Here is a 22,166-nt window from a genome sequence, read left to right as displayed (position 1 = left end):
ACCGGGCGGAGCCCCGCCGTCGCCAGACCTGAGGGAGCGCCGAGGAGCACGCGATGAGTGCCGCAGACACCACTACCCCCGCCAAGGTGCCGCCACCGCGACAGGCACCACCACCCCCTGCCGACGATCTGCCACGGGTGAAGCGGCCGTCGGGCGGGGCCACGGCCCCCTGGCTGCTGCTCGCGCCCTGCCTGCTGATCCTCGCCCTGGTCATGGGCTATCCGCTGGCCCGTCTTGTCACCCTGTCCTTCCAGAAGTTCGGGCAGTCCCAGCTGTGGGGCTTCCAGCCGGCCGAGTCGGTCGGGTTCGACAACTTCGCCAAGGTGCTGGGCGACGGCGAGTTCTGGGCCGTCGTCGTGCGCACGATCGTCTTCGCGGCCGGGGCCGTCGTCTTCACGATGGTGATCGGCATGGCGCTCGCCCTGCTGCTCCAGCGGGTCTCCGGCTGGCTGAAGGTGCTCATCAACATCGTGCTGGTGGCGAGCTGGGGCATGCCCGTGATCGTGGCGACCACGGTCTTCAAGTGGCTCTTCGACTCCGACTACGGCGTCTTCAACGCGCTGCTCAGCAAGCTGCCCGGCGTCGACATGATCGGCCACAACTGGTTCGCCAGCGGACCTGAGGGCCTGGCCGTGATCATGCTGCTGGTGGTGTGGGGAGCCGTGCCGTTCGTGGTGATCACGCTCAGCGCGGGTCTCACCCAGGTCCCGAGGGAACTGGAGGAGGCGGCCCGCCTGGACGGCGCCGGCTCCTGGGGTGTCTTCCGCTACGTCACCCTGCCCGTCCTCAAGCCGATCATCGTGATGCTCACGACCCTGTCGGTCATCTGGGACATGGGCGTCTTCCCGCAGGTGTTCGTCATGCGGGGCGGCCACCCCGAGCCGGAGTTCCAGGTCCTCAACACCTACTCCTACGACCGGGCGTTCGTGGTCAACGACTACGCGCAGGGCTCGGCCATCGCGCTGATCACCGTCCTGCTGCTGCTCGGCGTGGTCGCCGTCTACATGCGGCAGATGCTGAAGATCGGAGAGGTCGAATGAGCAGCACCCTGGCCCCCCGCCGGGCACCGAAGCTCTGGTGGAACCTCCTCGGCCTCCTGGTCTTCGTCACCGCCGGCTTCCCGCTCTACTGGATGCTCAACACGGCGTTCAAGCCCGCCAAGGACGCCATCGACCCGGACCCGAGCCTGCTGCCCACCGGCCTCACCTTCGCCAACTTCGGCCGGGCGCTGGACATCGCCGACTTCTGGGGCCCGGTGGGCCGCAGCATGGTGGTGTCGCTGGCGGTCGTCGTCATCGGCATGGCTGTCGGGCTGCTGGCCGCGCTCGCCATCTCCCGGTTCGCCTTCCGCGGCCGGAAGATCGTGATCGTGGGCATCCTGGCAGTCCAGATGGTGCCGCTGGTCGCCATGATCATCCCGGTGTTCCTGCTGCTCAACGACCTGGGACAGTACGACCGGCTGACCGGGCTCATCATCACGTACCTGACCTTCGTCCTCCCGTTCACGGTGTGGACGCTGCGCGGCTTCATCGTCAACATCCCGAAGGAACTGGAGGAGGCGGCCATGGTCGACGGCTGCTCCCGCACGGGCGCCTTCCTCCGGGTCGTCTTCCCGCTCCTGGCCCCCGGCATGGTCGCCACCTCGGTCTACGGCTTCATCCAGGCCTGGAACGAGTACCTCTACGCCCTGATGCTGCTCAGCCAGAAGAACCAGACCGCGACCGTCTGGCTCGGCAACTTCACCACCAAGCACGGCACCGAATACGCCCCGATGATGGCCGGCGCCACGATGATGGCCGTGCCCATCGTCGCACTCTTCCTCCTCGTCCAGCGCAAGATGGCCGCGGGCCTGACCGCGGGCGCCGTGAAGGGATGAACCCACCCCATGACGACACTCGCCAGCGGCACCGACAAGCTCACGCGCGACGCCCTGACGGTCCTCCAGCCCGGCTTCACCGGCACCACCGCCCCCGACTGGCTGCTGCGCCGGCTCGGCGAGGGCCTCGCCTCCGTCGGCCTGTTCGGCCGCAACATCGCCTCGCCCGGCCAACTGTCCGCGCTCACCGCGCAGCTGCGGGCCGAGCGTGACGACGTGCTGGTCGCGATCGACGAGGAAGGCGGTGACGTGACCCGCCTGGAGGTGCGGTCCGGCTCCTCCTTCCCGGGCAACCACGCGCTCGGCGCGGTCGACGACGTCGAACTGACGCGAGCCGTCGCCCACGAACTGGGCCGCCGCCTCGCGGCCTGCGGCGTGAACCTCAACTGGGCCCCCTCGGCCGATGTGAACTCCAACCCGTCCAACCCGGTGATCGGTGTCCGCTCCTTCGGCGCCGACACCGAGCTGGCCGCCCGGCACACCGCTGCCTACGTCGACGGTCTCCAGTCCGCCGGGGTCGCCGCCTGCACCAAGCACTTCCCCGGCCACGGCGACACCGCCGTCGACTCCCATCACTCCCTGCCGCGCATCGACGTCCCCGCGGACGTGCTCACCGACCGCGAACTCACCCCGTTCCGCGCGGCCATCGCCGCCGGCAGCCGGGCCGTGATGAGCGCCCACATCCTGGTCCCGGCGCTGGACCCCGACCACCCGGCCACGCTCTCCCGGCGCATCCTGACCGGCCTGCTGCGCGGCGAACTCGGCTATGACGGCCTCATCGTCACCGACGGCATGGAGATGCGGGCCATCGCGGGCACCTACGGCATCGAACGCGGCAGTGTCCTCGCCGTCGCCGCCGGAGCCGACGCCATCTGCGTGGGCGGCGGCCTGGCCGACGACGCGACCGTACTGCGGCTGCGCGACGCCCTGGTCGCCGCGGTACGCGCGGGCGAACTCCCGGAGGAACGCCTCGCCGACGCCGCCGACCGGGTCAGGGCTCTGGCCCGCTGGGCGGGCCCGGCCGGCGGCTCACCCGGGATCACACCCCGCGACGAGGTCGGCCTGCGGGCCGCCCGCCGCGCCCTCACGGTGACCGTCGCCCCGGGTCTGGAGCGCCCGGAGAGCTTCAAGCCCCTCACCGAACCCCCCTACGTCGCCGCCCTCACCCCCGTCGCCAACATCGCGGTCGGCGACGAGACACCGTGGGGCGTCGCGGCGGAACTCATCCACCTCCTGCCGGGCACCGTGACCGGCAGCTTCTCCGCCGAGGCCGACAGGACCGGCAAGGACGGCAAGGGTGGCCAAGCCGACAAGGGCGGGGAGAGCGCCGGCCGGGCGGCCCTTGAGGCGGCCGGCGCGCGACGCGTCGTCGCCGTCGTCCGCGACGAACACCGCCACCCCTGGATGGCCTCGGCTCTCGACACCCTGCTGGCGGCCCGCCCCGACACCATCGTGGTCGAGATGGGCGTCCCCCAGGCCGCCCCGCGCGGTGCCCTGCACATCGCCACCCATGGCGCGGCCCGCGTCTGCGGCCGGGCGGCAGCCGAGGTGATCACCGGACTGACCGGAATCACAAGGTTGTAAGGCTGCATCCGAATGTAGTACTTCTTATACATGAGTGAGCAGGTGCACAACAGGTTGGCCATGGTGCGCGCCGAACGGAAGGTGTCGCGCCAGAGCCTGGCCGAGGCAGTGGGAGCCCACTACCAGACCATCGGCTACATCGAGCGGGGGCAGTACAACCCGAGCCTCGACCTGGCGCTGAAGATCTCGAAGTTCTTCGGTCTGCCGGTCGAGGCGGTGTTCTCCCTCGAACCGTTCCGCCCGCTCACGGACGAGGTCTACGGGAGGAACCAGCCATGACGACGACACGCCTGACCCGCTACGACCGGAGCATGCTGCGGCTGATGAACGACCGCCGGGGCCAGGCCTGGTACGCCACGACGGCACGCCGGCGTCTGGCCGTCGCGGCGCACATCAGCCTCACCGTGGCCATCGGCGGACTGATGACCCACTTCTTCCTCACCGAGGGCGAGCCGCTGTGGCCCGCGGCCGTCATGGCCGTACTGCTGCTTCCCTGGATGGTCGCGACCGGAGTGATCAACGGCGCCACCCGGGGCCTGCTGGAGCTGCGCGAACACGTCCTGGACGAGCGGCAGTCGGCGGAACGCAGCCGCGTCCTGGCCCGCGCCCACCGCCTGACGACCCTGCTGCTGGCCGCGGTGGCGACTGCCCTGCTGACCACGGGCGGCGTCACCGGCGACGCCCCGAAGGCCTACGCCGCGCCCCTGCTCATCGCCGTCCTCGTCGTCCACTGGGTGATGCCGCTGTGGGTGGCCGGCCTGCGCGCCCAGGACGAGCCGGCCGAGGACGACGTTCCGGAGGCCGGGGCCCCCGCGTCTGCGGCGTGATCCGAACGGAAAGGGACTCGGGGAACAGTCCCTAGATCCCCTGCCACTCCGGCTTGTTGACGTACGTGTGCCGGAAGTAGTCCGCGAGCTTCAGCTTCGACGCCGCGGCCTCGTCCACGACGACGGTCGCGTGCGGGTGGAGCTGGAGCGCGGACGCGGGACACACCGCGGCCACCGGCCCCTCAACCGTCGCCGCCACCGCGTCCGCCTTGCCCTCGCCGGTGGCGAGCAGCACCAGGTGCCGGGCCTCCAGGATGGTGCCGATGCCCTGCGTGATCACGTGATGCGGCACCTGGTCGAGGTCGCCGTCGAAGAAACGCGCGTTGTCGATCCGGGTCTGCTCGGTCAGTGTCTTGATTCGGGTCCGCGACGCCAGCGACGAGCACGGCTCGTTGAACCCTATGTGCCCGTCGGTCCCGATCCCGAGCAGCTGAAGGTCCACACCCCCGGCGTCCGACAGCGCCTTGTCGTACGCCTCGCACGCGCCCTGCACGTCCTCGGCGGTGCCGTCCGGGCCCGTGAACCGGCCCATCCCGATCCCGAGCGGCTCCAGCACCTCACGCCGCAGCACCGAGCGGTACGACTCCGGGTGGTCGGCGGGCAGCCCCACGTACTCGTCGAGCTGAGCGATCCGTGCCCTCGTGACGTCCACGGCACCGGAGAGCGTCTTGGCCGCCAGCGCCTCGTAGACGGGCAGCGGCGTCGAGCCCGTCGCCACGCCGAGCAGCGCGTCGGGCTTGCGCCGGAGCAGCTGGGCCATGGCCTCGGCGATGAGCTCGCCGCCCGCCTTGGCGTCCGGAACGATGACAACTTCCACGCTGGGCCTGCCGATCTGAGAGGAGTGCTCGACTGGGACTGGACCCTTGAGGGGCCATGTGGTTTAGACCAATCTAACAGAGCGGGGCCGTCGCTCCCAGGGTGTACGCCCTTGCTCCCGAGCGGGCGGCACGACTGTGCCGACCAGGCCTCGACCAGGTGAACAGCGCCGGTCCCGCGGGGGCGTTCTCCGGCCCAGGGGAGTGGAATGGGAGTTGCAGCCGCCCGCGCCACGGAAGGACCCCGCCATGACCGCTGCCGCCACACCGGACCCCCTCGGCGAACTCCCGGGCCGGATCATGGCCCGCGAGATGGCGGAGCAGCCCGCCGTCCTGCGCCGCATCCTGGACGACGGCGCCCCCGCGGTCCGGGACGTGGCGCGGCGGATCGCCGCCCGCGCACCCCGCTTCGTCCTGCTGACCGCCCGTGGCACGTCCGACAACGCCGCCCTCTACGCCAAGTACCTTCTGGAGATCCGCCTCGGCCTGCCCTGCGGACTCACCTCGATGTCCACCACCACGGCCTACGGCGCCCGACCCGACCTCACGGACGTCCTCGTCGTCACCGTCAGCCAGTCCGGCGGCTCCCCGGACCTGGTGGCCTCGACCCGGGCCGCCCGCGAGGCCGGGGCGATCACCCTGGCCGTCACCAACAACCCCGACTCACCGCTCGCCGGCGTCTCCGAATACCACATCGACATCATGGCCGGACCGGAGAAGGCGCTCCCCGCGACCAAGACCTACACCGCCTCCCTCCTCGCGCTCTACCTGTTCGTCGAGGGCCTGCGCGGCGGCGACGGCGCGCCCGCGCACGCCTTGCCGGACCTCGCCGGGCAACTGCTCGCCCGGCAGGACGAGGTGCGCAGCCTCGCCGCCCGCTACCGCTTCGCCGAGCGCATGGTGATCACCTCACGCGGCTACGGCTACCCCACGGCCAAGGAGGCCGCCCTCAAGCTGATGGAGACCAGCTACATCCCCGCCCTCTCCTACTCGGGCGCCGATCTGCTGCACGGGCCGCTCGCGATGGTCGACAACGTCTCCCCGGTCATCGCCGTGGTCACCGACGGCAAGGGCGGCGAAGCGCTCCAGCCCGTCCTCGACCGGCTGCGCGGCCGCGGCGCCGACCTGGTCGTCATCGGCCCCAGGCATCAGGTCGAGCAGGCGACGGCCGGCTTCGTCCTGCCGACGGACGGTGTGGCCGAAGAGGTTCAGCCCGTCCTGGAGATCATCCCCCTCCAACTCCTCGCCTACGAGGTCACCATCGCCCGGGGCCAGGACCCGGACGCGCCTCGCGCCCTGGCGAAGGTGACGGAGACCCGCTGAACCACGGGCTCGCGGGCGCCCGCGCTGGAGAAGGCCCTCCTGACCCTCTGGGAGAACGGTTACGAGGCCACATCAATGATCCAGGGCATGGCACAACAGGCGCGGGACAGGGCGAGCCGGGAGGAACCGGAGGCGGTCGCGAAAGTTGCCATGACCATCTGGCCCCGCACAGGAACCCACACGGGTTAGGCTGCGTGGTGGACGTCACTGCGTCCGATTCGCGGGAGACAGAACAACAACGAACAGCCTCCAACGCATGGACACCCCCTAGTGGTCTAGTCCACAATGCGTACGAGGGCGCTTGCGAAGCGCGTACAAGCCCCCGTCCTCCCCGCACAGGAGGACGGACCGAGGAACCGAGGCTCTCTGCCCTGACTGCCCCGGGTCCTCATCCTTCGGCCGACCGGGACCGCACACCCCACGGCCGATGCTGCTCCGGGCTGCGGTGCCGGGAGGGTTGAGGGTCCCTCTCAGGCGCCGCGGCCCGCGGGTGTTTCCGGGCCCACGCGGGATCCGAGCATTTCAGAGGTGCAAACCCCCGGGTACGCTCGCACACGTGCCCTCCATGAACGAACTCGTACGCCAGCACACCGCCCTCGACGACACCGACCTCGAGTGGCTGCACCTGCTGGTCTCGGAGTGGCAGTTGCTCTCCGACCTCTCCTTCGCCGACCTGGTCCTGTGGGTCCCCACCAGCGACGGCACCCGGTACGTCTCGGTCGCCCAGATGCGGCCCAACACCGGCCCGACCTCGTACCAGGACGACATGGTGGGCCATCTCGTCCCGCGAGGCCGCCGCCCCATGCTGGACGCCGCCCTCGACGAGGGCCGCATCGTGCGCGAGGGCGACCCCGAGTGGCGCGAAGAGGTCCCCGTCCGGGTCGAGTCGATCCCCGTGCGGCGGGAGGGACGCGTCCTCGGCGTCATCGCGCGCAACACCAACCTCCTCACCGTGCGCACCCCGAGCCGCCTGGAGCTCACCTACCTGCAGAGCGCCTCCGACCTCGCACAGATGATCGCGGCCGGCTCCTTCCCGTTCGCGAACCAGCAGCTCGACATGGACGCCTCGCCCCGGGTGGGTGACGGACTGATCCGGCTCGACGCCGATGCCCTCGTCCAGTACGCCTCGCCGAACGCCCTCTCCGCCTACCACCGTCTCGGTCTCGCCTCCGACCTCGTCGGCCAGCACCTGGGCAGGACCACCGCCGAACTCGCTCCGACCCGGGGCCCGGTGGACGAGGCGCTCGCCAAGGTCGCCAGCGGCTGGGCGCCGCGCGAGTTCGAGATCGAGGCCAGCGACGGGGTCATCCAGTTCCGCGCGATCCCCCTCAGCCCCAAGGGCACCCGCATCGGCTCGCTGGTCCTGCTCCGCGACGTCACCGAACTCCGTCGCCGCGAGCGCGAGCTGATCACCAAGGACGCGACGATCCGGGAGATCCACCACCGGGTCAAGAACAATCTCCAGACAGTGGCGGCCCTGCTCCGTCTCCAGGCCCGGCGCATCGAGTCCGACCGCGGCCGCGAGGCCCTCGAAGAAGCGGTGCGACGCGTCGGATCGATTGCGATCGTGCACGAGACGCTCTCTCAGAACCTGGACGAGCGCGTCGAGTTCGACGACATCGCCGACCGTGTGCTGGCCATGGTCGCGGAAATCTCCCCAGGGAAGGTCACCGGCCGGCGGACCGGTCGCTTCGGCATCCTCGACGCCGAGGTCGCCACGCCGTTGTCGATGGTGCTGACCGAGGTTCTGCAGAACGCCCTGGAACACGGCTTCCGCGAGGGCGACACCGGCACGGTCGAGGTGTCGGCGATCCGCGGCGGCACGAGCAAGGAGGCCCGGCTGCTGGTCACCGTCCAGGACGACGGCGTGGGTCTGCCGGAGGGCTTCGATCCGCATACCGCGGGCAACCTCGGCCTGCAGATCGTACGGACCCTGGTGGAGGGCGAGTTGGGCGGCACCTTCGACATGGTCCCGGCCCCGGTGCGCGGGACCCGCGTGATCCTCGACATCCCGGTGCGCTCACAGAAGTAGGAAACGGCCGACGTGCCGAAGCCCCCTGAACAGCATTGAGCCCCGGGCCACTTGGTGGCCCGGGGCTTAAGCTCGTTGCTGCTTTGCTAAGCGCATCGGGGGAACTGCGCGCTGCGGCTCGGGGGCGGGAGATGCGTACTCGCTGTACGCGCCGCCAAGCTCAGGCTGTCAGCAGGGGTGGGTTGTCAGGCGGAGGCCTGACGAGCCCGGTTGCGGGCGGCGCGGCGCTTCATGGCACGGCGCTCGTCCTCGCTGAGACCACCCCAGACGCCGGAGTCCTGGCCGGACTCGAGCGCCCACTGCAGACACTGCTCCATTACCGGGCAGCGACGGCAGACGGCCTTGGCTTCCTCGATCTGCAGCAGCGCAGGACCGGTGTTGCCGATGGGGAAGAAGAGCTCGGGGTCTTCCTCGCGGCAAACGGCGTTGTGACGCCAGTCCATGGCTGCTACCTCTCCTTGGTATTACGTGCAGGGCTTGCTTGTGAATGTGAACGCTTTCACGAATCCCTCAACAAGTGAAGGGCCGACCGCCAGGTTCCCTGGCGTGGGTCCTGTGTTTTGAAGGGGGATTCTGGTGATCAGTGGAGGCCGGTGTTGCGGGCCGTCCCGATCGCCACGTAGAGACTCGCAAACCTCAGCGGCGGATACAACCCCTTCTGGAAAGTTTTTTTTGATTCTTCGGTGTCGACTAGGTCACAGCCGTACTTCCATGGGGTGGATCCTGGCCTAAACGTTCGAGTGAAAGGACTTTAGCCAGTTCTGCTCACACAATCACACGCAGTGCACGGCGTACGCCTGTGAACGTCACGCTCGTTCGCAGGCCCAGGTGGTCACCGTCCATCTGGAGGGGGAGTGGCACCTTGGAATGCAAGGTGAACTCGGTCAAATCGTGCAGGGAAGTGGCGTGTTTGCCATGGGGTCCACGCTCGGGGGACGAAGTGAGCAACTGGGTCCCATACCGGGCAACAGCGGCGGTGGACAGGCGGCTGAGACCGAAGAGATCGAGCCCGGTATCGAACGAGGCCTTAGGTGCCGCGTAGATCGGGCGATTCCCCAGAAACGTCCACGGTGAGGTGTTCGAGACTATGGACAGCACCAGATCGGTGACCGGATCCTCGCCGGCCCGCTCCAGCGTGATCATGCCGTGCCGGCGGTTGGTCTCACCGAGGAGCTGGCGCACGACCTGGCGTACGTAGAGAGCGTGTGTGGATTTCCGGCCGCGCTCGCGATGCTGCTCCACCCGTCCGACCACACCCGCGTCGAAGCCGAGCCCCGCGTTGAAGGTGAACCAGCGGGCCGGCACCGTCTCGTCCTCCGTGCCGGGCGTACCCGAGGCCAGGCCCAGGCCGACGGTGCGTTCGCTGCCGTCGCGCAGGGCGTCCAGCAGCGCGCCGGTGGCCTCCACGGCGTCATTGGGCAGGCCGAGGGCGCGGGCGAAGACGTTGGTGGAGCCGCCCGGGACCACGGCGAGGCCGGGGAGGTGTCCCGGCGCGGGGCCGGCGTGCAGGAGACCGTTGACCACTTCGTTGACCGTGCCGTCGCCACCGAGGGCCACGACCAGGTCGATGTCCTCGCTGTCCGCCGCCTGCCGGCCCAGGTCGCGCGCGTGGCCGCGGTACTCGGTGGTGACCGCCTCCAGCTTCATCTCGCTGGCGAGCGCGTGGATCAGTACGTCGCGCGTGCGCGCACTGGTGGTGGTTGCCGCCGGATTGACCACGAGAAGTGCACGCATGACTGGCAGCGTACCTACTGGGGGGTACCGGGCCCAGACCGAGGTAGGGATCAGGTAAGAGACGAGGGCGAACCTCGCCACGGGAGGCGCCTGCGACGAGGGCTACTCTGCAGGGGTGAGCAGTGAGCAGACCCCCACACCCCAGACCACCGGCCCCCGCCCGCGGCGTCTGACGTACGCGGCGCTGCTGGCCGCACTGGAAGGGCTTGCCCTGGTCGTCGGCGGGGTCTGGATTCTGGTCCTCGGCCTCACGGGCGAGCCGGACGACAGGCAGCAGGCTGTGACCGGGGGGATCACGCTGGTCGTGCTCGCGCTGCTGCCGCTGCTCGCGGCGCGCGGGCTGCTCGGCCGTCGCAGCTGGAGCCGCGGCCCGGCCGTCATCACCCAGCTCATGGCGCTGCCGGTGGCCTACAACCTGCTGCAGGCCGACAGCATGGCCATTCCGGCCGGGATCGCCCTCGCCGTCGTGGCCGTGGCGGCGCTCGTCCTGCTGGTGAATCCCGAGACGACCCGGGCCCTGGGGATCCGCGGGCCCGGCAACCCCGGCGACGTGGGGAAGTAGCCGTCACTCCTCGACGAGGAGCTTCTCCCGCAGCTGCGCGAGCGTGCGCGCGAGCAGCCGGGAGACGTGCATCTGCGAGATGCCGACCTCCTGCGCGATCTGCGACTGGGTCATGTTGCCGAAGAACCGCAGCAGCAGGATCCGCTTCTCCCGCGGCGGCAGGTCCTCCAGCAGCGGCTTGAGGGACTCCCGGTACTCCACGCCCTCCAGCGCCTCATCCTCCGCGCCGAGGGTGTCAGCGACCGCCGGGGACTCGTCGTCGGTGTCGGGGACGTCCAGGGACAGCGTGGAGTACGCGTTGGCCGACTCCAGGCCCTCCAGGACCTCCTCCTCCGAGATCGCCAGCTTCTCGGCGAGCTCGTGGACCGTGGGGGAGCGGCCGTGCAGCTGCGAGAGCTCGGCCGTCGCCGTGGTCAGCGCCAGGCGCAGCTCCTGCAGCCGGCGCGGGACGCGCACCGCCCAGCCCTTGTCGCGGAAGTGCCGCTTGATCTCGCCGACGACCGTCGGGGTCGCGTACGTCGAGAACTCCACGCCGCGATCCGGGTCGAAGCGGTCGACCGACTTGATCAGCCCGATCGTGGCGACCTGGGTGAGGTCGTCCAGCGGCTCACCGCGGTTGCGGAAGCGGCGCGCGAGATGCTCGACGAGCGGCAGGTGCATGCGGACCAGCTGGTTGCGCAGTTCCGCGTACTCCGGACTGCCGTCCCCCAGCGTGCGCAGCTTGAGGAACATCTCGCGCGCCCCGCTGCGGTCCGTGGAGCCGTGGTGCGCACCCTGTGCGTGGTGCGCGCTCGGCGCCTGGTGCTCGGAGTCTCGCTCGTGCTCGCTCATCGTCCCGCCCGTCGCCCTTCCCCGAGCCCTCGCCTCCTCCGCCACTCTCGACTTCGCGCGAGTGGGAGGACCCCCTGGGACGGGGGATGCGGTGATCCCCCCGCCCGGAGGCGCGCTCCGTACGGCACCGCCTTGGTCCAGCGGCCCGCCGCCCGGGAGGACGGCCCCCGCGGAGTCGTCCTCAGGGTGCGGGCGGGCCTGCTCGGGGATGCCGTCGATGCCGTCCGCCATGCGCCGGGCCCCGCTCGGACCGCTCGTGCCCGTGCCCTCGGCCGGCAGCTCTCGTGTGCTGCGCTCTTCGTCCCGCACCGGCCCGTCCTCGCTCCTCACGCCGGCCCGGGTCCCGCGCCGCGCTGTTTGTAGAGGCTGATCGAAACGGTTTTGTCCTTGTCCACGGCAGAGGAGACCTTGCCCGCGAGGGCGGACAGGACGGTCCAGGCGAAGGTGTCCCGCGAGGGGGCATGGCCGTCCGTGGTCGGAGCCGAGACAGTGACCTCGAGTGAGTCGTCGACGAGGCGGAACACACAGCTGAGCACCGAGCCGGGCACGGCCTGCTGAAGCAGGATCGCGCAGGCCTCGTCCACCGCGATGCGCAGGTCCTCGATCTCGTCGAGGGTGAAGTCCAAACGGGCCGCGAGACCGGCCGTGGCCGTACGCAGCACCGACAGGTAGGCACCCGCGGCCGGCAGCCGGACTTCCACGAAGTCCTGGGTCGCGGGCTCGCCTGCGATCTGGGACACCCTCACCTCCATGGTGGTACAAGCGTTTCAGGGCCGAGGGTCGCCCCCCGGGGTAACGCGATACGTGGTTCAGCGGTGACGCTACCGCGCTCTCGACGGTCCTGTCCCCGGGACCCCATCCCCTTGTCGTCACTCACAGTAAACCTGTGGATACGCTCCGTGTCTAGGGGTTGGGCGGGCCCAAATGGGAAGAGCGCGCGCCGGGTTGACGTACCCAGACGTCAGACGGTCGAACCGTCCGCCGCCGGGGTGTTGCCGAGTCACACCAGGACATGGTCGACGAAGCACCATCGCCAGGTCTCCCCGGGCTCGTGCGTCCGCATCACGGGATGGCCGGACTCCGTGTGGTGCCCCGCCGCGTGCCGCCCCGGCGAGGAGTCGCAGCAGCCGACGTGACCGCAGCTGAGGCACAGCCGTAGTTGCACCGGATCCATGCCTTCCGCCAGGCACTCCGGACACGTCTCGCTGAGCGGGCCGGGTTCGGGGTGCGGCAGCGCGTCGGCGTGCGTGCACTGTTTCATGATTGCCAGGTTACGACGGTCGGGCGGAAGACCGCGCGGAAAAAAAGAGGGGCGGGCGAGAACGATGGACGTGATGCCACTGCTGTTGCTGGTGGCGGGCAGTGCCGCGATCGCCGCGGCCGCGCGGCGCACCCCGGTGCCGGCGCCGCTGCTGCTGGTGGCGATCGGGCTGGCGGTCAGCTACGTCCCCGGGGTGCCCGACTACACGCTCGACCCGCACATCGTCCTGCCGCTCATCCTGCCCCCGCTGCTGCACACGGCCGCCACCGACAGCTCCTACCTCGACCTGCGGGCCCAGCTCAGGCCGGTCGCGATGCTGTCCGTCGGGTACGTGCTGTTCGCGACCTTCGTGGTCGGCTGGGCCCTGTACCTGATCGTGCCCGACCTGCCGCTGACCGCGGCCCTGGTCTTCGGCGCGGTGGTCGCGCCGCCGGACGCCGTCGCGGCGACGGCGGTGGCACGCCGGGTCGGGCTGCCGTCCCGGATCACCACGATCCTCCAGGGCGAGTCCCTGCTGAACGACGCCACCGCGATCACCGCCTACCGGGTGGCCCTCGCCGCCGCCGTCGGCGAGGGCGCCACCTGGGCCGGGGGCATCGGCGAGTTCCTGCTCGCAGCGGTCGGGGGCGTCGTGGTCGGCCTGGTGCTGATGGCGCCGATCCACTGGCTGCGCACGCACGTGAAGGAAGCGCTGCTGCAGAACACGCTCTCCCTGCTGATCCCGTTCTTCGCCTACGCCGTCGCCGAGCAGGTGCACGCCTCCGGTGTCCTCGCGGTCGTGGTCGTCGCGCTCTACCTGGGCCACCGCGCGTGGGAGGTCGACTTCGCCACGCGACTCCAGGAGGAGGCGGTGTGGAAGATGGTGGCCTTCGTCCTGGAGTCGGCCGTGTTCGCCCTGATCGGACTGCAGCTGCCGGTGGTCCTGAGGGGCCTCGGACAGTACGAGGGCGCCGACGCCGCCTGGTACGCGCTCGCCGTCTTCCTGGTGGTCGTCGCGGCCCGGTTCGTCTGGGTCTATCCGGCGACCTTCCTGCCCCGGCTGCTCTCGGCGCGGATCAGGGAGCGGGAGGAGAGCCTGACCTGGAAGGGGCCGTTCATCATCGCGTGGGCCGGCATGCGAGGCGTGGTCTCGCTGGCCATCGCCTTCTCCATCCCGCTCACCATGCACGACAGCGATGAGCCCTTCCCGCACCGCAACCTCATTCTCTTCCTGACCTTCACGACGGTCATCGGCACCCTGGTCGTGCAGGGACTGACGCTGCCCCCGCTGATCCGGCTGCTGAAGGTCCCCGGGCGGGACGTCCAGGCGGAGACGCTCGCCGAGGCGAACGCCCAGGCGCAGGCCTCCCGGGCCGCCGAGCGGCGCCTGGACGAACTCCTCGCAGACGAGCGCAACGCCCTGCCCGCCCCGCTCGCCGACCGGCTGCGCATCGTCCTGGAGCGCCGCCGCAACGCCGTATGGGAACGGCTGGGGCAGGCCAACCCGATCACCGGGGAGTCCGTCGACGACACCTACCGACGGCTGTCGCGGGAGATGATCAGCGCCGAGCGCGAGGTGTTCGTCAGGCTCAGGGACGGCCGGTACATCGACGACGAGATGCTGAGGACCCTGCTGCGCAGGCTTGACCTGGAGGAGGCGGCGGCCTTCCGGGAGGCGGCGTAGCGGCGATACGGCGCGGGGGGCGCTGCCGGGCTTCAAGAGACGCTGTGGGGCGTCACAAGAGGCTCCGGGGTGTCACCAGACGTTGCCGGGCTCCACGGAACGTTGCCGGGCTCCACGGAACGTTGCCGGATGTCACGGGAAGGGACGGCCGGTGATGACGGCCGCCACCGTCGTCCCTCGCGGGAAGGCGCCTTCGCCGGCCAGTGTGACCAGGCCGTACAGCAGTTTGGCCACATACAGACGTTCGACGGGCAGGCCGTGACGGCGTTCGAAGTCCCTGGCGAAGGTGTCGAGCTCGTCGGGCACGCGCGCGTAGCCCCCGAAGTGGAAGCGCTCGTCGAGGCTCCAGGAGCCGCGCGGGCCGCCGAACGCCTGCCGTTGCAGGGCCTCTGTCTCGGCGGTCAGGAAGCCGCCCTTGAGGACCGGCACGCCCAGGGCGCGCTGCCGGGGAGCGAGCCCGGCGGCCAGTCCGGCCAGCGTGCCTCCGGTGCCGCAGGCCACGGCCACGACATCGGCCCGGTCGCGCAGCTCGGCGCCGAGTTCCTGGCAGCCGCGTACGGCCGCGGCGTTGCTGCCGCCCTCGGGGACGACGTAGGCACCCTCGGCGTCAGCCTCGCGGAGGATCCCGGCAAGGGCCCGCGGCTGCGACTTGCGGCGATACGTCGCCCTGTCGGCGAAGTGCAGCCGCATGCCGTCGGCCGCGCAGCGCGCGAGGGAGGGGTTGAGGGGGCGGCCTGCCAGCTCGTCGCCGCGTACGACACCTACCGTGGGGATGCCGAGCAGCCGGCCGGCCGCGGCCGTGGCGCGCAGGTGGTTGGAGTAGGCGCCGCCGAAGGTGACGACGGCGCGGCCGTCCGCCGCCGCGAGATTCGGCGCCAGCTTGCGCCACTTGTTGCCGGTCAGCTCCGGGTGGATCAGATCGTCCCGCTTCAGCAGCAGCCGGACTCCCCGGCGCTCGAACCGGTCGTCGGCGGCTTCCACCACCGGCGAGGGCAACCGGGGGCGCAGGGCCGCGAGGCGAGGCGCGTCGGGGGCGTCGGGGCTGGTCACCCGGTAATTGTCGCCCGGGTGGGAGAGACCTGGCCCTCGATGTGGTGGACGATGTCCACGCGTGTGCAGCAGCCGGCCGATACCAGCGCGGTGAAAGGGCGAACCGCACCGGCGGCGGGTTTCCACGGATGTCGCCACGCCCGGAAAGACCGTCCCCTGCCCAGTGATACGAAGATCCATTCCCGCTCTTTCGGGTAATAGCACCGCGACGCTGAGTGGGGAAGGCTTGCCCGTGGACATCGATGCCCGAGGCGTATGGGCGTTGGGCATAACCGGGAGGGCAGTTCTCTATGTCGGTAGGCGAAGAGGTCCGCACGGAGGAGACCAAGCCGCAGCAGAGTCTTGGCACGGCGGCCGCGCGGAACCTGGCCACCACGACCAAGTCCGTGCCGCAGATGCAGGAGATCAGCTCCCGCTGGCTGCTGCGAATGCTGCCCTGGGTGGACATCCAGGGTGGTACGTACCGGGTGAACCGGCGGCTGACCTTCGCCGTGGGCGACGGCCGGATGACGTTCGTGAAGACCGGCGACCGCGTCGAGATCATCCCCGCGGAGCTGGGCGAACTGCCGGCGCTGCGGTCGTACGAGGACCAGGAGGTGCTCTCCGAGATCGCCCGGCGCTGCGAGCAGCGGGAGATCCAGGCGGGTGAGGTGATCGCGTCGTTCGGCAGCCAGTCCGACGAGGTGTACCTGCTGGCACACGGCAGGGTGGAGAAGATCGGCACGGGCCCGTACGGGGACGACGAGTCCCTCGGAGTCCTCGCCGACGGCGCCTACTTCGGCGACGCGGCCCTGCTGGACGAGGACGCGATCTGGGAGTACACGGCCCGCGCGCTCACCGCTTGCACCGTGCTCGTGCTGCCCCGCCAGGAGTTCGAGCAGATCGCGGAGCGCTCGGACTCGCTGCGCGAACACCTGCAGCAGTGCCGGACGATCCCCGAGCAGCGCTCCAACAAGTACGGCGAGAAGGAGATCGACCTCTCCTCCGGCCACTCCGGCGAGCCGGACATCCCGCACACCTTCGTCGACTACGAGGCCAGGCCCCGTGAGTACGAACTGAGCGTCGCGCAGACCGTGCTGCGTATGCACACGCGCGTGGCCGACCTCTACAACCAGCCCATGAACCAGACCGAGCAGCAGATCCGGCTGACGGTCGAGGCGCTGAAGGAGCGCCAGGAGCACGAGCTCGTCAACAACCGCGACTTCGGACTCCTGCACAACTGCGAGTACGAGCAGCGGATCCAGCCGCATGACGGTGTGCCCGGTCCGGACGACATGGACGAGTTGCTCAGCAGGCGCCGCGGCACCAAACTGCTCCTGGCCCACCCGCGTGCGATCGCCGCGTTCGGCCGTGAGCTCAACAAGCGCGGGCTGGTGCCCGAGACCATCGATGTCGGCGGGAACCGCATCCCCACCTGGCGCGGTGTGCCGATCTACCCGTGCAACAAGATCCCGGTGACCGAGGCCCGTACGACGTCGATCATCGCGATGCGTACCGGCGAGGCCGACCAGGGTGTCATCGGCCTGCGGGCCTCCGGCATCCCGGACGAGATCGAGCCGAGTCTGTCCGTGCGCTTCATGGGCATCAACGAACAGGCCATCATCAAGTACCTGGTCACGGCCTACTACTCGGCCGCGGTCCTGGTACCGGACGCGCTCGGGGTCCTGGAGAACGTCGAGATCGGCCGCTGGCGGTGACGCTCCCGGTACATCGGCCGTGTCCCCGCCCGCCCGGGCGGGTACACCCTGGGGGTACGCGCCCAGCGGCAGCGGAAGCGCCACCGTCCGCTCATACTCCGAGGCGGTCCCATGGGTGAGTCCCTTACGGAGTTCAGGACGGAGGCGACGCTGCCCACCTCTGGTGAGCAGCGATCCGCCCTCGGTGAGCAGCGAGGTGCCGAATCCCGGCGTGCGGACGGGGTGCCGGAAGTGCGGGGGGCCATCGGGACGCAGCGGGACGGCCGGCCCGGACCGGCCGAGGGGCACGAGGCGCTCATGCTCCTGGAGCGGGCCCGGACGGAGGTCGACCCGGTGCTGCGGGCCGCGCTCGAATCGCTGCCCGGGCCGATGCGCCGGATCGCGCTCTACCACTTCGGCTGGGAGGAGGCGGACGGCACCGCGGCCGAGGGCGGTTCGGGCAAGGCGATCCGCCCCGCGCTCGTCCTCGCCGCGGCGTCCGCCCTCGGAGGGCCCGAGGCACGGGCGGGGGCGGTCCGGGCGGCCGCGGCGGTGGAGCTGGTCCACAACTTCACGTTGCTGCACGACGACGTGATGGACCGGGACACCACACGCCGTCACAGGCCCACCGCGTGGACGGTGTTCGGAGACGCCGACGCGATCCTCGGCGGGGACGCCCTGCAGGCGCTGGCACTGCGACTGCTCGCGACGGATCCGCACCCGGCGGCCCGGGCCGCCGCGGTCCGGCTCGCGGACTGCGTGGTCGAACTGTGCGCGGGTCAGCACGCGGACACGGCCATGGAGAGGCGCGACCCCGGCGAGGTCACGCTCGAGGAGGTGCTCGCCATGGCGGAGGCCAAGACGGGCGCGCTGCTGGGGAGCGCCTGCGCGATCGGCGGCCTGTACGCGGGCGCCGGGGATGGGGACGTGGCGGCGCTGGACGCGTTCGGCCGGGAGGCCGGGCTCGCCTTCCAGCTCATCGACGACGTCATCGGCATATGGGGCGACCCGCACCGCACCGGCAAGCCCGTCGGCGCGGATCTGGCCGCCCGCAAGAAGTCCCTGCCGGTTGTCGCGGCCTTCACATCCGGCACGCCGGCGGCCGCCGAGCTCGCCGAACTGTACGCACGACCTCGCGAGAAGGAGGACCTGGAACACATCGCCCTGACCGTGGAGCGCGCGGGCGGCCGTGACTGGGCGCAGGGCCAGGCGGCCGACCGGATGGCGCGGGCGATGCGGCAGCTGGCGCGCGTGGTGCCGGATCCGGAGGCGGCGGGCGGTCTGCTGGCCCTTGCCGAGTTCGTGACACGGCGCAGCAGTTGACGTACGGCTGACGGCTGACTTCGGCAGCGGTTGACGGCCGGTATCGGCCAAGCCGGATGCGGGGGCTGATGGCCGGAAGCACAGCATGATCCTTCGGGCGACCGAAGGCAGGACCCCGGGGCGTCGGGGCCGTGCGGCTCCTGACTCCGCACGGCTTCCGGGCTCCGGTCGGCGGGTCCCGCACTGCCCCACGGTGTGCGGGGCCCGCCCCTTCTCAACCGTCTCGCGATCGAGTTTGGGCAAATGCTCGACTGAATTTCGCCAGGCTGCCGCCCTGCCCGCCCCGCATGGCCCTCACCCCCCTACGATCAACGCCCGTCGGGACGAGCGAAGGGGCGGGGCATGGGCGTGGCGATCCGGACGGCGGGCGAGGCGGACCGGGAGGCGGTCGTCCGGCTGCTGGACGAGGCGTTCCAGGACGACCCCGTGAGCGGCTGGGTCTTCCCCCGGGCGGAGGACCGCCGTGAACATCACCCCGGCCTCATGGCCGCCTTCACCGACATCGTGCTCGCGGCCGGGCGTATCGACATCACCGAGGACGGCTCGGCCTGTGCGCTGTGGCTGTCCATGCCGGCCGACGACCACGACGGTGACCCCGAGGACGACGACGGTCCGGCCCAGGTGCGGGCGGCCGTCGACCCGGACAACGAGCGCATCGAGCTGATCGGCCGGCTCACGGCCGCCATCCACCCCTCGGGGCGGGCCCACGAGTACCTGTGGATGATCGGCGTCACCCCCGGCCGCCAGGGCGAGGGACTCGGCACCGCGCTCATCGGTTCCGTCCTCGACCGCTGCGACCGCGAGGGCGTGTCCGCCTATCTGGAGGCCAGCAGCGCCCGCAGCCGCAAGCTGTACGAGCGTCTCGGCTTCGAGGTCACCGGTCCGGTCCTCGACCTCCCGGACAGCGGCCCGGCCATGTGGCCGATGTGGCGCGAACCCCGTACGCGCACGGGCTCCTAGATCCCGCAGCCCGCAGCCCCGACCCCGGCTCCGGCTCCGGGACCGGCCCCGGCCCTCTCCTAGCCCTGGCTCTCGTCCGGCGGCACCGCCGCCACGATCCGTTGCTGCCCCTGGGCCGTCGGGCCCTCGGCCTCGAGGAACTGCCGAACAAGCGGTTCGACACGTTCATCCAGGGCCGCGCCAGCTACGACCTCGCTCTGAAGGAAGGCATCACCTGCCCGTACCCGCACCTGCGCGAGTACGTCGCCTCCTGCTCGCTGCAGGAGCCCCCCGACCCGAACGTCGAGATCATCGCGGACGACCTGGTCGGCAGGGTCCGCGAACTGAAGTCCGAGGAGGGCGAGTTCGGCATCTACCTGTGCGGCGGCTCGAAGATCGCGGGCGAACTGCTCGACGAGATCGATGAGCTCGTCATCAAGACCTATCCGCTGGTGTACGGCTCGGGCATGCCCATGTTCGGGGCCGGGTTCGCGATCTCGGAGTTCACCCTGGAGTCCGTGCGTGCGTTCGACAATGGCGTGCTGGTGCGCTCGTACAGCAGGAAGCGCTGAGCCCCTGACCGTCCTACTCTGAGGACATGGGCAGAGACGAACACGTCTGTCCGAGCTGCGGACAGCCAGTGGAAACAGTCGTCCGGCGCCACAAGACGCTGGGCACATGGGTCCCCCTGTGGGTGGCGGGCCCCTGCCGCAACCCCGAGTGCGGGGCCTACGACGCGGAGGGCGCCGGCGGCGGCCCCACCGTCGAGGACACGCGGCCTGCCGGGGAAACCCGGTCCGAAGCGGCCCCTCGGCGGGGCGATGACACAGCCTCACCCGCTACGACCCCACCCGCTACGACCCCCGCCGAAACGGCCCCCGGAGAAACCGTCTCGGAAAACTCCTGAGCTCGTGTCGAGAATCCCGGCCCGGCTCCGACGTCCCCTGTGAGAGCCGCCCGGCAGGGTGGTGAGAGCCGAAGGAGCGGACTGATGAAGTACCTGGTCATGGTGCAGGGCACGCAGGCGGACTACGAGGCCATGCGCGGCAAGGCGTCAGCGGACTCGCCCGCCTGGAACGAGGACGAGCTGCAGGCGATGTTCGCCTACATGGGAGCCATCAACGACGATCTCTCCGAGACCGGCGAGTTCGTCGACGGGCAGGGCCTGGCCGAGCCGGCGCAGACCCGGCATGTCACCCTCGGTGACGACGGCAAGGCCGTGATCACCGACGGCCCGTACAGCGAGACCAAGGAGCTGCTGGCCGGCTACTGGGTCCTGGAGTGCGAGAGCCTGGAGCGGGTCACGGAGATCGCCGACTGGATCTCCCGCTGCCCCCAGCCGGCCGGTGCCCCCGACTACCCGGTCGTGATCCGCCCGATCATGGACGGCAGCGGGGACATCTGACGAGCCGGCCCGTGCTACGCCGACGGACCCGCCGGTGAGGAACACACCCGAGGTCGAGGACCTGCTGCGCCGGAACGCGCCGCAGGTCCTCGGCGCGCTGGTCAGACGGTACGGGCACTTCGACGCAGCCGAGGACGCCGTACAGGAGGCGCTGCTCGCGGCGGCCGGGCAGTGGCCCTCGGCGGGCGTGCCCGGCAATCCGCGCGGCTGGCTGATCAAGGTGGCCTCGCGGCGGCTGACCGACGCCCTGCGCAGCGAGGAGGCCCGGCGGCAGCGCGAGGAGCGGGCGGCTGCGCTCACGCCCCGCGACGCCTTCACCGCCCCGCCGCCCGGCGAGCGGGCTCCCCGTGAGGACGACACCCTCTCGCTGCTCTTCCTGTGCTGCCACCCGGACCTCACCCCGCCCGCCCAGATCGCGCTCACGCTGCGTGCCGTCGGCGGTCTGACCACGGCGGAGATCGCCCGCGCGTATCTCGTCCCGGAGGCGACGATGGCGCAGCGCATCAGCCGCGCCAAGCAGAAGGTGCGGAACGTGCGCTTCGGCCGTCCGGACAGCTGGGAGCGACGGCTGCCGTCCGTACTTCAGACCCTGTACCTGATCTTCAACGAGGGCTACACCGCCACCTCCGGTAGCGCCCTCCAGCGACCCGACCTGGCGGGCGAGGCCATCCGGCTGACCCGTACGGTCCACCGGCTGCTGCCCGAGGACGGCGAGGTGGCCGGGCTGCTCGCGCTGCTGCTGCTCACCGACGCCCGCCGTGACGCGCGCGGCGGACCGGGCGGGGAGCTGATCCCCCTCGACGAGCAGGACCGCGACCGCTGGGACAAGGCCGCCATCGAGGAGGGCGTCGCGCTGGTGACCCGGGCCCTGTCCCGGGGCCGGGCCGGGCCGTACTCCCTGCGGGCCGCGATCGCCGCCGTACACGACGAGGCGCCTTCGCCCGAGGCTACGGACTGGGCCGAGATCCTGGGCCTGTACGACGTACTCGTCGGCCTGGTCCCCGGGCCGGTCGAACGCCTCAACCGCGCGGTCGCCGTCGCCATGGTCCACGGCCCGCGTGCCGGCCTGACCGAACTGGACGCCCTGTCGGGCACGTTGACAGGCCACCGCCTGGACGCCGTACGAGGCCACCTCCTGGAACGCGCGGGCGAGCCCGAAGCCGCCCGGGCCGCCTACGAGTCGGCGGCCGCCCAGACCCTCAGCCTGCCCGAGCAGCGCTATCTCCAGGCGCGGGCGGCGCGCTTGAAGGACTAGCGTGTGAGGC

The 22,166-nt window shown here is 70.8% G+C and carries 23 protein-coding genes and 1 pseudogene; 17 read left to right on the top strand and 7 right to left on the bottom strand.

Features of this window, described 5'->3' with window-relative positions; translation table 11 throughout:
* Positions 1-53: 53 nt before the first annotated feature.
* Genes ACFZBT_RS30855 through ACFZBT_RS30835 form a run of 5 tightly spaced genes read left to right on the top strand, consistent with a single transcriptional unit; the run spans position 54 to position 4,287 of the window.
* Positions 54-1,040 carry an ABC transporter permease subunit gene (locus tag ACFZBT_RS30855; RefSeq protein WP_391110380.1) on the top strand — a complete coding sequence of 329 codons (987 nt, stop codon included), beginning with the start codon at positions 54-56 and terminating at the stop codon, positions 1,038-1,040.
* A complete protein-coding gene (locus ACFZBT_RS30850) occupies positions 1,037-1,876 on the top strand; it encodes an ABC transporter permease subunit (RefSeq protein WP_391110376.1) in 840 nt (279 codons plus the stop codon). Before ACFZBT_RS30855 ends, ACFZBT_RS30850 begins: the two co-directional genes overlap by 4 nt.
* A 9-nt stretch (positions 1,877-1,885) precedes the next feature.
* Complete coding sequence (locus ACFZBT_RS30845) at positions 1,886-3,460, top strand: glycoside hydrolase family 3 N-terminal domain-containing protein (protein ID WP_391110373.1); 1,575 nt, start codon at positions 1,886-1,888, stop codon at positions 3,458-3,460.
* Positions 3,461-3,490: 30 nt separating this feature from the next.
* Entirely contained in the window at positions 3,491-3,739 is a 249-nt protein-coding gene (locus ACFZBT_RS30840; protein WP_184590604.1) for a helix-turn-helix transcriptional regulator, read from the top strand.
* Positions 3,736-4,287 (top strand): hypothetical protein, encoded by a 552-nt coding sequence (locus tag ACFZBT_RS30835; protein ID WP_391110371.1) that lies wholly within the window; start codon positions 3,736-3,738, stop codon positions 4,285-4,287. Before ACFZBT_RS30840 ends, ACFZBT_RS30835 begins: the two co-directional genes overlap by 4 nt.
* A 31-nt stretch (positions 4,288-4,318) precedes the next feature.
* On the opposite strand, the gene nagB is transcribed toward ACFZBT_RS30835, so the two are convergent.
* Positions 4,319-5,104: a glucosamine-6-phosphate deaminase gene (gene nagB / locus ACFZBT_RS30830; protein WP_391110368.1), complete on the bottom strand. Its 786-nt coding sequence runs from the start codon at positions 5,102-5,104 to the stop codon at positions 4,319-4,321.
* Positions 5,105-5,351: 247 nt separating this feature from the next.
* Here nagB and ACFZBT_RS30825 point away from each other — a divergent pair, with 247 nt between their 5' ends.
* From ACFZBT_RS30825 to ACFZBT_RS30815, 3 genes and pseudogenes are all read left to right on the top strand, one after another.
* Positions 5,352-6,425, top strand: a complete 1,074-nt coding sequence (locus ACFZBT_RS30825) for an SIS domain-containing protein (protein WP_391110365.1) — start codon at positions 5,352-5,354, stop codon at positions 6,423-6,425.
* Between the two features lie 72 nt (positions 6,426-6,497).
* Positions 6,498-6,614: pseudogene (locus ACFZBT_RS30820) on the top strand (TetR/AcrR family transcriptional regulator); the annotation flags it as partial.
* A 376-nt stretch (positions 6,615-6,990) separates the two neighbouring features.
* Positions 6,991-8,457, top strand: coding sequence for a histidine kinase N-terminal domain-containing protein (locus ACFZBT_RS30815; protein WP_391110567.1), 1,467 nt, complete (start codon positions 6,991-6,993; stop codon positions 8,455-8,457).
* A 185-nt stretch (positions 8,458-8,642) separates the two neighbouring features.
* Here the strand turns inward: ACFZBT_RS30815 and ACFZBT_RS30810 are convergent, their stop codons facing one another.
* Entirely contained in the window at positions 8,643-8,900 is a 258-nt protein-coding gene (locus ACFZBT_RS30810) for a WhiB family transcriptional regulator (RefSeq protein ID WP_016639615.1), read from the bottom strand.
* Positions 8,901-9,222: 322 nt separating this feature from the next.
* Complete coding sequence (locus ACFZBT_RS30805; RefSeq protein ID WP_215118593.1) at positions 9,223-10,191, bottom strand: diacylglycerol kinase family protein; 969 nt, start codon at positions 10,189-10,191, stop codon at positions 9,223-9,225.
* A gap of 115 nt (positions 10,192-10,306) precedes the next feature.
* On the opposite strand from ACFZBT_RS30805, the gene ACFZBT_RS30800 reads away from it, so the two are divergent.
* Positions 10,307-10,753 carry a hypothetical protein gene (locus ACFZBT_RS30800; RefSeq protein WP_391110361.1) on the top strand — a complete coding sequence of 149 codons (447 nt, stop codon included), beginning with the start codon at positions 10,307-10,309 and terminating at the stop codon, positions 10,751-10,753.
* Positions 10,754-10,756: 3 nt separating this feature from the next.
* Here the strand turns inward: ACFZBT_RS30800 and ACFZBT_RS30795 are convergent, their stop codons facing one another.
* From ACFZBT_RS30795 to ACFZBT_RS30785, 3 genes are all read right to left on the bottom strand, one after another.
* A complete protein-coding gene (locus tag ACFZBT_RS30795) occupies positions 10,757-11,893 on the bottom strand; it encodes a SigB/SigF/SigG family RNA polymerase sigma factor (RefSeq protein WP_391110358.1) in 1,137 nt (378 codons plus the stop codon).
* A 17-nt stretch (positions 11,894-11,910) separates the two neighbouring features.
* Positions 11,911-12,324 (bottom strand): hypothetical protein, encoded by a 414-nt coding sequence (locus tag ACFZBT_RS30790; RefSeq protein ID WP_003992877.1) that lies wholly within the window; start codon positions 12,322-12,324, stop codon positions 11,911-11,913.
* A 260-nt stretch (positions 12,325-12,584) separates the two neighbouring features.
* Positions 12,585-12,845 (bottom strand): UBP-type zinc finger domain-containing protein, encoded by a 261-nt coding sequence (locus ACFZBT_RS30785; RefSeq protein WP_391110355.1) that lies wholly within the window; start codon positions 12,843-12,845, stop codon positions 12,585-12,587.
* 64 nt (positions 12,846-12,909) lie between these two features.
* Between ACFZBT_RS30785 and ACFZBT_RS30780 the strand changes: the two genes are divergently transcribed.
* Positions 12,910-14,508 (top strand): Na+/H+ antiporter, encoded by a 1,599-nt coding sequence (locus ACFZBT_RS30780; RefSeq protein WP_391110353.1) that lies wholly within the window; start codon positions 12,910-12,912, stop codon positions 14,506-14,508.
* Between the two features lie 132 nt (positions 14,509-14,640).
* Here the strand turns inward: ACFZBT_RS30780 and ACFZBT_RS30775 are convergent, their stop codons facing one another.
* Positions 14,641-15,558 carry a pyridoxal-phosphate dependent enzyme gene (locus ACFZBT_RS30775; protein ID WP_391110350.1) on the bottom strand — a complete coding sequence of 306 codons (918 nt, stop codon included), beginning with the start codon at positions 15,556-15,558 and terminating at the stop codon, positions 14,641-14,643.
* 290 nt (positions 15,559-15,848) lie between these two features.
* Between ACFZBT_RS30775 and ACFZBT_RS30770 the strand changes: the two genes are divergently transcribed.
* From ACFZBT_RS30770 to ACFZBT_RS30740, 7 genes are all read left to right on the top strand, one after another.
* Complete coding sequence (locus ACFZBT_RS30770) at positions 15,849-17,255, top strand: family 2B encapsulin nanocompartment shell protein (protein WP_391110348.1); 1,407 nt, start codon at positions 15,849-15,851, stop codon at positions 17,253-17,255.
* A gap of 111 nt (positions 17,256-17,366) precedes the next feature.
* Positions 17,367-18,557, top strand: a complete 1,191-nt coding sequence (locus ACFZBT_RS30765) for a family 2 encapsulin nanocompartment cargo protein polyprenyl transferase (RefSeq protein WP_391110345.1) — start codon at positions 17,367-17,369, stop codon at positions 18,555-18,557.
* 342 nt (positions 18,558-18,899) lie between these two features.
* The gene (locus ACFZBT_RS30760; RefSeq protein ID WP_391110342.1) at positions 18,900-19,517 is read left to right on the top strand and encodes a GNAT family N-acetyltransferase; all 618 of its coding nucleotides are present in this window, start codon (positions 18,900-18,902) and stop codon (positions 19,515-19,517) included.
* On the top strand, positions 19,484-20,068 hold the full coding sequence (locus tag ACFZBT_RS30755) for a dihydrofolate reductase family protein (RefSeq protein ID WP_391110339.1): 585 nt from the start codon (positions 19,484-19,486) through the stop codon (positions 20,066-20,068). Before ACFZBT_RS30760 ends, ACFZBT_RS30755 begins: the two co-directional genes overlap by 34 nt.
* Before the next feature lie 26 nt (positions 20,069-20,094).
* Positions 20,095-20,403, top strand: coding sequence for a hypothetical protein (locus ACFZBT_RS30750; protein ID WP_391110336.1), 309 nt, complete (start codon positions 20,095-20,097; stop codon positions 20,401-20,403).
* A gap of 84 nt (positions 20,404-20,487) precedes the next feature.
* The gene (locus tag ACFZBT_RS30745; RefSeq protein ID WP_391110334.1) at positions 20,488-20,901 is read left to right on the top strand and encodes a YciI family protein; all 414 of its coding nucleotides are present in this window, start codon (positions 20,488-20,490) and stop codon (positions 20,899-20,901) included.
* A 34-nt stretch (positions 20,902-20,935) separates the two neighbouring features.
* Positions 20,936-22,156 (top strand): sigma-70 family RNA polymerase sigma factor, encoded by a 1,221-nt coding sequence (locus tag ACFZBT_RS30740; protein ID WP_391110331.1) that lies wholly within the window; start codon positions 20,936-20,938, stop codon positions 22,154-22,156.
* Positions 22,157-22,166: the final 10 nt, after the last annotated feature.

The organism is Streptomyces sp. NPDC008137, from assembly GCF_042957035.1.
In the GTDB taxonomy this organism is placed as follows: Bacteria; Actinomycetota; Actinomycetes; order Streptomycetales; family Streptomycetaceae; genus Streptomyces.
The sequence above is the reverse complement of the archived record's forward strand: the minus strand, read 5'-3'. Positions and strand labels throughout refer to the sequence as shown.

Coding starts and splice junctions, on each gene's coding strand:
- ACFZBT_RS30780 (WP_391110353.1), top strand. CDS start 12,910: ATGGACGTGATGCCACTGCTGTTGCTGGTGGCGGGCAGTGCCGCGATC.
- ACFZBT_RS30845 (WP_391110373.1), top strand. CDS start 1,886: ATGACGACACTCGCCAGCGGCACCGACAAGCTCACGCGCGACGCCCTG.
- ACFZBT_RS30835 (WP_391110371.1), top strand. CDS start 3,736: ATGACGACGACACGCCTGACCCGCTACGACCGGAGCATGCTGCGGCTG.
- ACFZBT_RS30745 (WP_391110334.1), top strand. CDS start 20,488: ATGAAGTACCTGGTCATGGTGCAGGGCACGCAGGCGGACTACGAGGCC.
- ACFZBT_RS30810 (WP_016639615.1), bottom strand. CDS start 8,900: ATGGACTGGCGTCACAACGCCGTTTGCCGCGAGGAAGACCCCGAGCTC.
- ACFZBT_RS30840 (WP_184590604.1), top strand. CDS start 3,491: ATGAGTGAGCAGGTGCACAACAGGTTGGCCATGGTGCGCGCCGAACGG.
- ACFZBT_RS30815 (WP_391110567.1), top strand. CDS start 6,991: ATGAACGAACTCGTACGCCAGCACACCGCCCTCGACGACACCGACCTC.
- ACFZBT_RS30785 (WP_391110355.1), bottom strand. CDS start 12,845: ATGAAACAGTGCACGCACGCCGACGCGCTGCCGCACCCCGAACCCGGC.
- ACFZBT_RS30770 (WP_391110348.1), top strand. CDS start 15,849: ATGTCGGTAGGCGAAGAGGTCCGCACGGAGGAGACCAAGCCGCAGCAG.
- ACFZBT_RS30850 (WP_391110376.1), top strand. CDS start 1,037: ATGAGCAGCACCCTGGCCCCCCGCCGGGCACCGAAGCTCTGGTGGAAC.
- ACFZBT_RS30855 (WP_391110380.1), top strand. CDS start 54: ATGAGTGCCGCAGACACCACTACCCCCGCCAAGGTGCCGCCACCGCGA.
- ACFZBT_RS30760 (WP_391110342.1), top strand. CDS start 18,900: ATGGGCGTGGCGATCCGGACGGCGGGCGAGGCGGACCGGGAGGCGGTC.
- ACFZBT_RS30805 (WP_215118593.1), bottom strand. CDS start 10,191: ATGCGTGCACTTCTCGTGGTCAATCCGGCGGCAACCACCACCAGTGCG.
- ACFZBT_RS30765 (WP_391110345.1), top strand. CDS start 17,367: ATGGGTGAGTCCCTTACGGAGTTCAGGACGGAGGCGACGCTGCCCACC.
- ACFZBT_RS30750 (WP_391110336.1), top strand. CDS start 20,095: ATGGGCAGAGACGAACACGTCTGTCCGAGCTGCGGACAGCCAGTGGAA.
- ACFZBT_RS30825 (WP_391110365.1), top strand. CDS start 5,352: ATGACCGCTGCCGCCACACCGGACCCCCTCGGCGAACTCCCGGGCCGG.